At 69.4% G+C, this 12,657-nt stretch carries 8 protein-coding genes; 4 read left to right on the top strand and 4 right to left on the bottom strand.

The genetic code is table 11. The features are described 5' to 3' along the window. Nucleotides 1–28: 28 nt before the first annotated feature. From ACH4D3_RS19575 to ACH4D3_RS19590, 4 genes are read right to left on the bottom strand one after another with little or no spacing between them, the layout of a single operon-like run. A complete protein-coding gene (locus ACH4D3_RS19575) occupies nt 29–1,390 on the bottom strand; it encodes an AAA domain-containing protein (RefSeq protein ID WP_398323532.1) in 1,362 nt (453 codons plus the stop codon). After that, the gene (locus tag ACH4D3_RS19580; protein ID WP_398323534.1) at nt 1,380–2,888 is read right to left on the bottom strand and encodes a hypothetical protein; all 1,509 of its coding nucleotides are present in this window, start codon (nt 2,886–2,888) and stop codon (nt 1,380–1,382) included. Before ACH4D3_RS19580 ends, ACH4D3_RS19575 begins: the two co-directional genes overlap by 11 nt. Then, entirely contained in the window at nt 2,885–4,024 is a 1,140-nt protein-coding gene (locus ACH4D3_RS19585) for a hypothetical protein (protein WP_398323536.1), read from the bottom strand. Before ACH4D3_RS19585 ends, ACH4D3_RS19580 begins: the two co-directional genes overlap by 4 nt. A 49-nt stretch (nt 4,025–4,073) precedes the next feature. After that, nucleotides 4,074–4,919 carry a hypothetical protein gene (locus tag ACH4D3_RS19590; RefSeq protein WP_398323537.1) on the bottom strand — a complete coding sequence of 282 codons (846 nt, stop codon included), beginning with the start codon at nt 4,917–4,919 and terminating at the stop codon, nt 4,074–4,076. A 134-nt stretch (nt 4,920–5,053) separates the two neighbouring features. Between ACH4D3_RS19590 and ACH4D3_RS19595 the strand changes: the two genes are divergently transcribed. The 4 genes from ACH4D3_RS19595 to tap all read left to right on the top strand — a co-directional run bounded on the left by ACH4D3_RS19595 (nt 5,054) and on the right by tap (nt 12,613). Continuing rightward, nucleotides 5,054–6,376, top strand: a complete 1,323-nt coding sequence (locus tag ACH4D3_RS19595; RefSeq protein ID WP_398323539.1) for an exonuclease SbcCD subunit D — start codon at nt 5,054–5,056, stop codon at nt 6,374–6,376. Then, nucleotides 6,373–9,573, top strand: a complete 3,201-nt coding sequence (locus tag ACH4D3_RS19600) for an AAA family ATPase (RefSeq protein WP_398323541.1) — start codon at nt 6,373–6,375, stop codon at nt 9,571–9,573. The genes ACH4D3_RS19595 and ACH4D3_RS19600 overlap by 4 nt, the downstream gene beginning before the upstream one ends. 244 nt (nt 9,574–9,817) lie before the next feature. Continuing rightward, nucleotides 9,818–10,354, top strand: coding sequence for a hypothetical protein (locus tag ACH4D3_RS19605; RefSeq protein ID WP_398323543.1), 537 nt, complete (start codon nt 9,818–9,820; stop codon nt 10,352–10,354). Nucleotides 10,355–10,516: 162 nt separating this feature from the next. After that, nucleotides 10,517–12,613, top strand: a complete 2,097-nt coding sequence (tap, locus tag ACH4D3_RS19610) for a telomere-associated protein Tap (RefSeq protein WP_398323544.1) — start codon at nt 10,517–10,519, stop codon at nt 12,611–12,613. Nucleotides 12,614–12,657: the final 44 nt, after the last annotated feature.

The raw sequence follows: 12,657 nt of genomic DNA on the forward strand, positions 1-12,657 counted from the left end.
AGGGCGGGCGTAGGAAGCGTCGTGTGGATCAGGCGGCGACGCGGTGCTGGGCGAGCTTGTCCAGCATGATCTGGTTGGCTTCCCAGCCGTCCGGGAACTTGGCGCGCACGGACAGGTGCACCGGGTCGGTCGAGGGATGGCTGTCCAGGAGGTCGGCGATGCCCTCACGGGCGACGACGATGCACGCCTGCCGGTGGCGGGAAGCCAGCACGCACAGCCGTCCGGCCTCGAGATGGAAGGCGGTGGCGTCACGGCGGCCGGACAACGGGTGCACGACGATGACGACTTCGAACTCGCGGCCCTGCAGCCGGTTCGCGGTGTCCACGGCCACCCCCGGCGCGTTGGGGTTGCCTGTGCGGGCGAGTGCGGCCCGGACCAGGTCGGCCTGGTCGCGGTGGGCGACGCCGATGGCGATGTCGTCCGGGCCCAGGGCGCGGCCGTTCTGGTGGCGCTCGCAGGTGGCGACCGCTCCGCGCTCCAGCAGTCGGCCGGCGAGGTCGGCGGCGGTCTGGAGGGTCTGGGTGTCGGTGCGCGGGACATGGCGGCGGGGCAGTTCGTGCAGGGCCCAGCCGGTGGTGAACGCCTGCACGAGGGTCTCGTCCAGGTCGGTTCGGGCGAGCCCGGCGGTGCGGAACTCGAGGGAACGGGTGTCCTTTTCGGTTCCGGCGGTGAAGCGGGTGAACGGGTAGAAGGCCTGGGCGATGGTGGGGGCGGCCGAGGGCGGCAGGCGCCAGGAGACCGGCAGCCGGTGCACGGGAATGTTCCGGTTGTGCTCCAGCATCACGCTGACGCCGTTCTGGGTGGGGTCGTGCGGCAGTCCGATCCAGCGCTCGGTGCCGACAATTGTGAACGGGTCCAGCTGACCGGGGTCGCCGACGAACAGCCCCTTCTCGAAGCGTTCGACAATCTGGAGCAGCATGTCCGAACGCATCTGGTAGGCCTCGTCCAGGATCGCCCAGCCGAATGTGGTGTCGCGGACGGTGGCCCACTTGGCGGCGGTGGCGACGATGATCCGGCAGCCGGACAGGTCGGCCAGGGTGCGGCCGACGGTGGCGTTCGTCAGGGCGCCCAGGGCCGGGGGAGGGGTGTAGCCGGTGGCGCTCAGTCGCCCGACGGAGCTGCCGGGGTGTTCCCTGGCCAGGCGTAGGACCAGGTCGTCGACCTGGTTGTTGGTCTGGGCGACGATGATCGGGTGTTCGCCGCCGTCGGTGAGCTCCTGGGCGGCGCGGGCCACCAGGGTGCTTTTGCCGGCGCCGGGTGGGGAGTCGACGACCACGGCCCTGTGGCGACCGTCGGCCATGTCCGCGAGGACCGCCTGGGTGGCAGCGGCGGCAGCCGTTGCCGGATCGGGCGCGGGCGGGTCGGGTGTCGTGCTGGCATCAGTCGTCATTGCCCCACTCCTCTGCGGCGGCGTCCTGGGGTACGGCGGGGTCGGCGTCGGCCCCGCCGGCGGCACTGTGCGTCCATGGGGTGGCATCGGAGGCCGGGAACTGCGGTGCCGGGCGCCATCCGGGATCGGGCAGGTAGGCGAGGCGCTGGCCCGGTTCCGGCACGCTGCCCTGCTTCGGGGTGCGGCCGCGTCCCATTCCGCCGGTGACCTCCACCATGACCCGTGTGAAGTCGCCGTCGGGGGCGACGGAGACGATTACGGCTTTGTGGCCGGCCGGCAGAGACGGGCTGATCAGCTTCGTGTCGGCGGCCAGCCGCACGGGGTCTTCGGTGCGGACGGTGATGCGCGGTCGCGGCACCCGCCTGTTCTTGTCCGTGGTGACCGTCCGGCCGGGGTCGGCTTCCACGACCGTCCCGGCGAACGCCTCCCCGGCACTGCGCCGGTCGGCTAGTACGAAGCGATCGTCGAAGGCCATGTCGGACTCGAAATCGGCCAGCGCGCGCTCAAGCCAGCCCAGCCGCCGGGCCGCACCGATCGCGTTGTCCCGTCTGCGCTGGGGGAGGCCGCCGGCGTCACGGTAGTCGGAGTAGTCCGTGAAGGCCCTGCAGTCGCCCTCGAAGCGCTTGGCGGTCCGCGGAGCCTCGGGCACGGAGCGCAGCAGCGATATGGCGTCCCACACCATGCGCCAGGTGGGTTGGATCTGGCCCGCGATCAGCTCCCGCAGCTCGGCCTCGGCGGCGGCCAGCATGCGCGGGTCGCCGAGTGCGCGCGCCGTGTCGAACCTCCTGATCGCCGGGGCCAGGTCGCGGTTGTCGAACTCGGGGGAGGTCGCCGGGCCCGCCGGCGGGCACACGTCCGGGTTCTCCGCCTCGGCCATGGCTTGCTCGACACTCAAGCCCGGCGGGGGAGCGATCCAGGCCATGAGGGAGGCGAGGTTCTGGTTCTCCAGCGTGCTCTGGCCGGTCGCCCAGTGCTCGGAGAGCAAGCCGGTGACGGGCAGCAGCGTGGAGGTGCCGGCCTGCTCGGCCCTGTCGACCAGGAAGGTCAGCCACATGCCGAACTCCGGTACGACGTCCGGGACCGCGTAGGGGCCCGACGTTTCACGGAAGCGGCACATGCGGCCCAGGTCGGCCAGGGCCTTGATTCCGCCGGGGCTGGGCACCAGGATCTGAGGCGCGTCGGTATACCGGGAGCGCTCGCCTTCCCCGCGGCGGTCCTGGCGGAAGGAGTCGATGTAGTCCATCACGATCCGGCCGAGGCCCGCGGCGAACTCGAACCGCTGGTCCCGGTTGCGGGGCTGGGACACGACGAGCAGGGTCCCGTTCCTCTTGGCGGAGCCGGCCATCGCGGCCAGGGGAGCACCGGCCTCTCCGGCCATGGCCAGCGGGACGATCACCAGCGGCCGGGCGGACAGGTGCCGGTGCCGGAACTCGGTCAGGGTCACCGCCTGCATCGACTCCATCGCCTGCACATGCGCCAGTGCCGACAGCGTGCTCATGCCGCACCCCCGAGGTCTTCCAGTTCTGCGCGCAGCCGGGCGGCGTGCCGCAGGGCCGCGGCCATCTCCACCTGATCCTCGCTCGGCGTCAGCTCCCCGCGGGCGAGCCCCATGACCATGGTCGTGGTGTCGATGCCGCCGAACTGCTCGCGCACGACCGGCCCGAGGACATCCAGTGAGGCCTCCGCGCGGGCGCGGGAGCGGCAGTAGAAGGCCATCTCGCAGTGGTTGAGGCAGTCCGGGCGGTAGGTCACGAGGACCTGGTCCAGCGCCTCGGTCAGCTCCTCGGCCGGGCGCCGGGGGCGATCGTCCGCATCCGGTGCCAGGTCGAACGTGAGGTCCTCGGGCAGCAGGTCCACCAGGTCCCCGATGCGCTCGATCCGGGACAGCTGCCGGCTCAGGGCCGCCACCTGCTTGCGTGCGTCGACGAACGCTCCGGTCGGGCGGTTGGTGAAGTCCTTCGGCGCGACCAGCACGATCGTGTCGGAGACGGCCTCCGCGCCGATACCGGCCCGCCCGAGCAGGTCACGCAGCGCGATGATGTACGCACACGCCTGCGTGGTCGCTGCCCGGACCTGTGCGGAGTCCGCCTGCTCGTCGATGATCGGGAAGCTCTTGATCTCCACGACGTGGAAGCGTCCGTCGATACGGAAGGCCACCAGGTCCGGCTCCAGGAACGCGGTGTGCCCACCGATGTGCAGGCGCAGCATCGGGTGGTCGAACAAGGTGCCCTCGCTCTCGCCGCGGGCTGCCCGCAGCAAGACCTCCTCGGTGCGTTCGTGGCGCTGCTTGGACCGGCCGTCGCCACCGACGTCGTTCAGGTCCTCGTAGCCCACCTCCGGCAGCGTCAGCCCCAAGGTTTCGCGCAATACGCGCAGGAGCTCCGCGCAGCCATGCTCCTTCACCATCGCCTCGAAGGCGTTGCCGCGGGCGAGAGCGAAGGAGGACTGGCCGAAGGACGGAGGATGGCCGACGTGTGTGGCGATCGCGGCCTTGTCAGATCCGGAGGCGTCCAACAGGGCGCGCAACGTGCAGCGCGGATTGTTCTCCAGGGCCGCCAGCGACCGGGCGTTGTAGTCCAGGCGCTTCGCGGAGCCGCGCAGTGCGGTAAGTCGGTCGTCGACTGGTTCTTTCACGGTCTCGTAGATCCTTGCGGGGAAGAAAAGGATGCAGGGAAGAGGAGAATCAGGCGCGGGCCGACCGAAGGTGCGTCACACCCCGCAAGGGCGCGCCGAACAACTGCTCGTCGTCTCCGAGCGACTTGCGTGCCCGCCGCGCGGCCGCCACTCGAGTGGCACGGTCGGCGTCCGTATGCACTTCCAGCTCGGCCACGGCCGCACCGATCACCCGCTGCGCATCCAGAGCACCCTCGTGACCGGAAGCGGTCTTCGGCATGGCATCGGGGATGTTGGCGGCGAAGCGCCACAGCAGCCGCTGGGCTTCGGGAGTAGGACCGTCCGCAGTGGACTCGGAGGAGGTCCGCACCGCTTCGGCGATGCCGATCGCGCTGGTGAGGAAGTCCACGCGTGGCGACAGCGGGCCGATGATGCGCTGCTCCAGAGTCCAGGTGCTGATGCTGATCAGTGCCCGCACCGGTGTCAGCAGATCGTGCGCCAGTGCGGGACACAGATAGTAGGGCCGGGCTCCCGGACTGGAGCGGTAGGAACGCTCCTCGTCCCGGCGCAGGCTGGACAGTTTGGACGCGGACAGCTCGCCCGGGAAGAACGCCTCGTGGACCCCCACGATCAGCTTGGGCGCGGCCGGAGCTCGGAGAAGCATGAGGGCACGGTGGACGTGTTCACGTGCCGGGAGTTGCGATCCCCGGGCGGTGGGAGCTGCCTGCGGTGCGGAGGGGGGCGGGGCGGCTGCCGGTCCATCGGTGTCGAGGAGGGCGTCCCAGGCCCGCTCGGCGCGGCGTAGCTGCATCCGCAGCTCGCCGGCGCGTTCGGTGTCACCGGCAGCGGTGGCGTCGCGGATCGCGCGGCGCAGGGTGCCGATGCTCTTCTCCAGGGCGTCCAGCGGATCACTCATGTACCAGACGCTACCAGAGTTCCAGGGTTTTCCAGACTTCTTCCAGTGATTCGGGGTACAGTCGAGGCCCTCGAACCTCCGGCCGCGGCGACGCAACCCGCGCCGCCCCGCAGGCCGTTCCTCTGGAGGCACCCGTGACGGGACGCGTATTCCACACCTCCGACTGGCACCTGGGCCGCCAGATCGGCCGACACCGGCGTGACGGCGAAGTCGACGCCGTCCTGGACGAAATCATCGCCATCGCCGAGGACTACGCCCCCGACCTGATCGTCCACAGCGGCGACCTCTTCGACAGCCCCCGCCCGAGCCTGGACGACATGCGCCGCGCGGCACAGGCACTGCGCCGCCTCGGCACGATCGCGCCCGTGGTCGTCGTCGCAGGAAACCACGACACCACGCACGTCCTGACGTTCCTGGAGTACGTCCTCAACGACATGGGCGCCCGCGAAAGAGACCAGACCCGGGTCCGCTTCGCCACCGACGCCCGCCCCGACAGACTGCTCCTCGCCGAATACCCGACCAGGAACGGGGAGCTCACCCTGCGCATCGGCGCACTGCCCTACCTGCACCCCAACCGCTTCACCTACGACTTCGCCGACCCCGCCCTGACCACCGCGACCTACGCCGAACGGATGCGCACCGTCCAAGCCGACGTCTACCGCCACCTGACCGCCGACCGCGGCCCCCGGGACGTCCTCGTCTACGCCGCCCACCTGTTCATCGAAGGCGCCACCCCGTCCTACTCGGAACGGCGGATCTCCCTGAACACCGAGTACGCCGCCCCAGCCGCGGACCTGCCCGACGTCGCCTACGGCGCCCTCGGCCACATCCACAAACCCCAGCCCGTCGGCCGTGCCGGATTCCCCGCCTACTACGCTGGCAGCCCCCTGCAGATGGACTTCGGCGAGACCGGCGACACCAAGAGCGTCGTACTCGCCGAGATCGGGCCGGACACCAATCCCCGCATCGAACTCGAACCGCTCACCGCAGGCCGCCGTCTGGTACGCCTCGAAGGAACCCTGGAACAGATCGCCCACCGCGCCGCCCGCGTGGGCGACGCCTGGGTGAAGGCAGTGGTGAACGTCGACACCTTCGACCCGTCCCTGCCGGACACCCTCGCCAAGATGCTGCCCCAGGCGACGCTCGTCGACATCGACGAGCGCCGTACCGGCGCAGGCCACCGCGTGCTGGACCGGCAGACCTCCACCACCGAGCTGCCCGACATCGACGACCTGCTGCACGACTACCTCGCCGACCGCGGCACCGGCGGCCCGGCCCTGGACCGCGCCATGACCGCCTTTGCCCACCTGCGTGCCGAACCCGACCCCGAGGACCCCGCACCGTGCTGCGAGGAGACGCTGCTGACCGCGGCCCTCTCCGGCCAACCCCTCGACAACCTTGACCGCTCCAGCATCCTGACCGCCATCGACACCACCGACGCGGAGACCACGCGATGAAACCGATGACACTCACCCTCACCGGATTCCGCAGCTACCCCGCCCAGGCCACCGTCGACTTCACCGGCAAGAGCCTGGTCGCGGTCCTCGGCGACACCGGCGCCGGCAAGAGCAGCCTGCTCGACGCCATCGCCTTCGCCCTGTTCCGCAAAAGCTCCTGGGACGCCAAGGAACCCCGGCAGCTCATCTCCGACGGCGCACAGGCCATGAGCGTCGAACTCACCTTCGTACACGACGGGCAGAACTGGCGTGTCCACCGCACCATGCACGCCACCAACCCGAACGCGGGCCGGCACCACCTGAAAAACCTGGACACCGGTGAGGAGACCGACGGCGCCACAGCCGTCGACAACCGCATCAAGACGGTGCTGCAGATGAGTTACGAGACCTTCCTGCGGGTCGGGCTGCTCCCACAGGGCAAGTTCGACCAGCTCCTCACCGCCGCTCCCAAAGAGCGCAGCGAACGGCTCCGCGAACTGTTCGGGGCCGAATCACTGGAAGCAGTGCGGAACCTGGCCGCCCGCCACGGCCGCACGCTCCAGCAACTCCTGGGCGATGCGAAAGCCAAACGGGCCCCCATGCCGGACAATCCGCAGGAGACGGCCGCCGCCGCCGGAGCCGCCGCCGATGCGGCCACAGCCCAGGCCGAACGCCTGAACACCGCCGTCGTCCGCATCACGGCACTGCAGGAAGAGATCTCGCAAGCCCGGGACACCGCGGCGGCCGCCACCAGCGCTTGTCAGAGCCTGGCAGCGCGGCAGGTGGCCGACGTCGGCACCGTCCTCGACACGCTCGAGTGCGCTGCCACCGACCTCACCACCCGGCGCGAACTCCTCGACCGGCGTGCCGAGCAGGCTGAGGCCAGGGAAGAGGAAATGACCGGAGCGATCACCGAGGCCGAGAGACAAGGAGAAGGCCGGGACGCCCTCGCCCAGTCCGCACTGCTCCTGAAGACCCTGGCAGAAACCGCCGAGGAACACCGAGGCGAACGCGAACGACTGGTCTCCCTCACCACACAACTCGACGACGAACGCGATGCCATCGCCACGGCGGAAGCGGAACTTGCCGAACGGGTCGCACACATCGAAGCGGCGGCAGAGGAAGCCCGTGCCGCCGCCGAGACCAGCGGGCAGATCCGTACGCACAGCACAACTGTCCGCACCGCGTTGGACGCGGCCCTCTCAGCGGCCCGGCGCGTCGCTGACACCACGCGCGCCCACGCCACCGCACTGGGCCGGCAGGAATCCGCCCACAAAGATCTCGGCCCGGTGGAGGCCGAGGCATCCGCGGCCCACAAAGATCTCATCGCGGCCGAGACCCACCTGGAGACGCTGCGGTTGCGGAAAAAGGCAGCCGCGATCGCCGCCGAACTTCACCCCGGCGACGACTGCCCTGTATGCCGCCGGCACCTACCCGTCGACTTCCACCCCGCACCGACCGACGCGGATGAGCTGGCCGAGGCGAACACGCAACGAGAGCAGGCCAAGAGCGCACACGACAGGGCCGTCGACCTGCGCGCCGAAGCCCGCGCCACCGTGACCGCAGCCGATAACGCGGTGCTCGAACGTAACCACGAGCACCAAGGCGCACAGCAGACGGCGCAGGAGATGACTCAGGCAGCGGAACGAGCCTTCCGAAGCCTGGAGGCCCTGGCCACCGAGGCAGGCACGGACTTCGACGCCCGGTCAGCCTCAGCAAGGCTGACCGCCGCTACCACTGCCCTGGCCGCCCCCGCCGCCAGCACCACCGCATCACCGCACCAGCACCACCCCGAGCAGGACACCGCAGTGATCACCCACGCCATCGCCGCATGCGAACACGCGGCCGCCGCACATGCCGAAAAGCTGCAGGCCGAGGAGCACCGCCGCACCGCTGGAATCGAAGCGGACCGCAAAACGCTGACAGAACGTAAGAAAGCACATGATCGCGGTAAAAGAAATGCATCCGCAGCTCAAGAGCGGCATGCCCGGGCCGTGACAAGGACCGCCACCGACATCGGCATCCTTCCCCCGCGGATCCAGGCGATGCTGTCGCACAACCCGATCGACATCGTCGTCGGACAGACGGACGCCGCCACCACAGCCGTCAACGCCCGGCAGGCCGAGCTCCAAGAGCTGCTCGACCAGAGGGAAGCAGCCCGAGCGGAGAAGACCGCGGTGCTCGCCGATCAGCGCACGCTCGACCACGACACCCACGCCCGCCTGGAACGTCCCCTTGGCAAATTGCGTGACAACCTCGACGCGTGGGCCCAGGCCGCAGACCAAGCTCGCACCCGACTCGAGGAGGCCGACCGGCCAGCGCTGCCAGAATCTCCCACCCAACCGACGATCCCCGAGGTCCGCCACTACGCCGCCGCCCTGTCGGCGATGACCTCAGTGCTCGGCGACAAGCTCATTGAGCGAGCCACCACGGCAACAGAACGCGCATCCGCCGCCGAAAGCCGCCTCGGCGAGCATGCAGCCGTGCTCGCCGACATCGACGACTTCGACGCCTCAGCCGACCTGACGACACCCACATCACTTCACCCCTTCGTTGCCGCAGCCGCGCAGGCAACCAAGGAAGCCCAAGACCAGCGCTGCAGACAGCGAGAAGCACAGGACCTGATCAAGCCGGCCGCTGACCTGGACTTCGCCATCACCGCAGGCGAAGCCCGCTATGAAGCCCTCGAAGTACTACGCCGCGAACTGGTCGACGCCAAGTTTCTGGGCCACCTCACCACACTGCGAACCCGCGCACTGCTCGGCGTCGCCAGCGACCTGCTCGGGCAGATGTCCGACGGCCGATTCGGTTTCGCAGACGACTTCGACATCATCAGCCGAAGCTCCGGGGTCGCCCACCACCCGAATCGCTTGTCAGGAGGGGAGAAGTTCATGGCGTCCCTCGCCCTGGCCCTGGCACTTGCCGAACTGCATTCCCGCAGTGGGCCGGCTCTCGGCTCCCTCTTCCTCGACGAGGGCTTTGCCGCCCTCGACACCACCGCCTTGGACCTGGCACTGGAGGTACTGCGCGACCAGGCCGGCGGCGACCGCCTGGTGATGGTGATCAGCCACCTGCACGCCGTCGCCGAGGCCGTCGATGATGTGCTGTGGGTGGAGCGGACCGCCGTCGGCTCGTCCGCCCGGTGGCTCACGCCAGCTGAGCGAGACGACATGGTCCAGGACGACCTCACCAGCGGACTGCACTCCCAGGCGCGATAACCACTACTGGGCACGCTATCCATCGCCGTTCCCGGAACCGGGCTTCACCCACTCCCGCTGGACACAGTGAGCGTCGTTGATCTGTGTCAGCGAAGGCTGAGCGGTTCTCACCGAAGGCTGAGTGCGTGGTCGGTGTGGTCGCTGGACTGTCGCCGGCAGCGCTGGCAGCGGCGCATGGACTGACATGTTAAAAGCTGGCGTCGAATGAATCGGCGACAACCAAATAGTCGAAGAGGGGTTGGGGATGACAGAAGACCCAGGCATGTTTGCTTTGGAGTGGATACAGGCAGTCGGCCGCGATGATGTCGAGCCGGTGTGGCCGAGGATGACGCCGGACTTCAGGCTGGCCATGGCGCAGGCATGGCTGTCCAGGAATCCGACGGCCCTAAAAGATTCGCAGGCCTCTGGCCTGGACCGCGACTCACTGGTTCGGGCCTTGGCGGTCGACAGCCCGGAGCACCCGCTCTTCCGACATCTCTCTCGAGTGTCTCTAAGGGAGATCAGGGACAGCTACGACAACCTGAGCACCGACCAGCTGGGGATCGCGTCGCGCCCCAGGCCCGTCGGTCCAGACATGGAGTTGATGCGCCTCTTCCACCTACCCGACCTCGACGTGGACGGCAGCGGCAACTACTCATTGGCACCAGGTGCTTCTGCCAGGACGGCGAACGTCATCCTCCGGCGAGACGGGCAAGCGTGGGCGGTCGCCGGAGTGGGCGACTACCTTCTTCACCCGGGCTGGCCTCCAGTACTTGAGCGGGTCGTGCAACCGGAGGACTGAACTCTGACCAACCTTCGGTGAGAATCACTCAGCCTCCGCTGCAACAGGTCAGTCGTGAACATTCCTCTCCCGCTCGGTTTCCTCCCAGCAGGCCAGATGGGTAAAAGAAAAGGTTAAATACTGGGGTAAGTCTGCTAGCGTTCGGGGCGGAGGTGAAGCCGTATGGCGACCGAGGAAGAGCTGTTCGCATCGGTTGACGCTCTGTTGGAGGAGGAGCCTCAGCTTCCGCCCCCGGCAGAGCGGGCCCGGCTGCGTGAGGCCGCTGGTATCACCCAGGCCCGTCTGGCAACAGCGATGAAGACGACGCCGCAGACGGTGAAGAACTGGGAGAACGGGCGGTCCGAGCCGCGGGAGCCGCGCCTGTCGGCGTACCAGCGGCTGCTGCAGGGCTGGGCGGCGAAGTACCCTGCACACGGCGCCCCCGCCGCCTCGGTTCCGGCCGGCGCGCCGCAGCCGAAGGTGCGGGAGACCTTCACAGGTGCCGCCCTCGAGCCGGAGACTGCCGCGCCTGTGGAGGCCCCGGCCGTCCAGGCCGCGCCGGAGCGTCCCGCCCGTCCGGCCGCGACGTCGTCCAGGCGCCCGGTGGCGAAGAAGGCCGTGAAGCCTGCGACCGATCCGCGGTTCCCGCACGGTCCACTCGCTGTGCTGGACAGCGACGGCTCCGCGTACAGCACGGACGGCATCGTGCTGGACTGCCCAGCGACCACGGTGATGGAGCTGGTGGAGTGGACGCTGCACGAGTCCGGGCTCGGTGCGCCGAAGCTGAACCGCTACGGCAAGGACTCCGACCCGCTGATCGTGCTCACCGCCGCGGCCGCTGTAAAGCTGGGTCTGCCGGAACGCCTGGAGGGTCACGAGCAACGCCGCTCCCTGCGCCTACCGGAGGACCACCCGGTCGTCAAGCAAGTGGCGAAGGCGAAGTGGCAGCTCACGCAGCGCGGATTCGGGCCGTGGGCTCGGATCTACCGTAAGGCCCAGGGGCGCGAGCGGCAGTGCGTGCAACTGGCGATCCTGTCCTGGGACGCCCTCGATGAGCGGTCCTGGCCCGGCGTGGCCGAGATGGAGCCGGCCGACATCGCCCGCGTCCTTGGCATCTACGCCCAGCGGGTCATCACCCCGCGCGGCTCCACCGCCGTCTCCGGCCTGGAGCTGATGACGGCGCTGCGCCCGCCCACGCGCGCCGTGCGGGACGAAACGACCGGGAACTGGGTGTCCGCCTACAACCCGGGCAGCCTCGGCACGGAGCCGATGGACCCGGCACCGCCCGAGGCCACCCCGGAACACCCGGTCGTCGTGAACAGCGGCTGGACCGGCGGCTTCCTCAACGAAGAGGCGTACCAGTGGGTGCGGTCGGTGAATCTGCTCACCGATGAGGAGTGCACGCTGCCCTTCGCGGTCGGCCTGGACCTCAACACCGCCTTCCTCGCCGCTGCGGCCCGCCTGGTCGTCGGCCTGTCCGGACCGGACCACTTCCACGCCCCGACGTTCAACCCGAAGATCCCCGGATCCTGGCTGGTCGACCTCTCCCACATTGAGCTGGACCCGCGCCTGCCCTCGCCGTTCACACCGGACGGCACCCGCCCGACGGGCCCGGCCTGGTATCAGACACACACCGTCGCCTACGCCCAGGAGCTCGGCCATGACGTGCACCCGATCGAGGCGTACCTGCGCCGCGAGACCGGCGCGTACCTGGACCCGTGGCACGATCGGCTCAAGAACGCGTACGTCGACACCCTCGCCGACCTCGGCGTCACCCGGGACCTGGACGACCGCCAGTTCCTTGCCGCGATGGAGCAGCACAAGCAGGCAGACCCGGCCCTGGCCGCCGTCCTGGCCGCGATCAAGGCGACCGTGAAGGGCGGCGTCGGTAAGCTCCGCGAACGCCCGCAGGGCAAGCACTACAAGGACGGCGAGCGCTGGCCGGCCCTGGAACGGCCGACCTGGCGCCCCGACATCCGCGCCGCCGTCATCAGCAAGGCCCGGATCAACATGCACCGCAAGCTGGGCAACATGGCGAAGATGACGGGCCTGTACCCGCTCGCCGTGCTGTCCGACTGCGTCGTTTACCCGAGCCCCGGCGACAGCCCGCTCGACTTCCTGCCGTACGCGGCCTCCGGTAGGCCGCAGCCTGGCGGCTTCCGGCTCGGTCCCACCCCGGGCCTGGCGAAGCTGGAGGGCGTCCAGTCGATGCTGTGGGCGGTCGATCTGATGGAGCAGGGCCTCAACCCGGCCCGGCACATCAAGGGCGGCGACGTGTAGGTACTCAGAATCCGCATCATGTTCTCGCGAGCGATGACCTCTGA

The sequence above is a fragment of the Streptomyces sp. NPDC018026 genome, assembly GCF_044327745.1.
Lineage (GTDB): Bacteria > Actinomycetota > Actinomycetes > Streptomycetales > Streptomycetaceae > Streptomyces > Streptomyces rubrogriseus.

What these genes read in the sequence shown, in the direction of transcription:
- ACH4D3_RS19575 (WP_398323532.1), bottom strand. Translation starts at nt 1,390, where the DNA reads ATGACGACTGATGCCAGCACGACACCCGACCCGCCCGCGCCCGATCCG.
- ACH4D3_RS19580 (WP_398323534.1), bottom strand. Translation starts at nt 2,888, where the DNA reads ATGAGCACGCTGTCGGCACTGGCGCATGTGCAGGCGATGGAGTCGATG.
- tap (WP_398323544.1), top strand. Translation starts at nt 10,517, where the DNA reads ATGGCGACCGAGGAAGAGCTGTTCGCATCGGTTGACGCTCTGTTGGAG.
- ACH4D3_RS19605 (WP_398323543.1), top strand. Translation starts at nt 9,818, where the DNA reads ATGACAGAAGACCCAGGCATGTTTGCTTTGGAGTGGATACAGGCAGTC.
- ACH4D3_RS19590 (WP_398323537.1), bottom strand. Translation starts at nt 4,919, where the DNA reads ATGAGTGATCCGCTGGACGCCCTGGAGAAGAGCATCGGCACCCTGCGC.
- ACH4D3_RS19600 (WP_398323541.1), top strand. Translation starts at nt 6,373, where the DNA reads ATGAAACCGATGACACTCACCCTCACCGGATTCCGCAGCTACCCCGCC.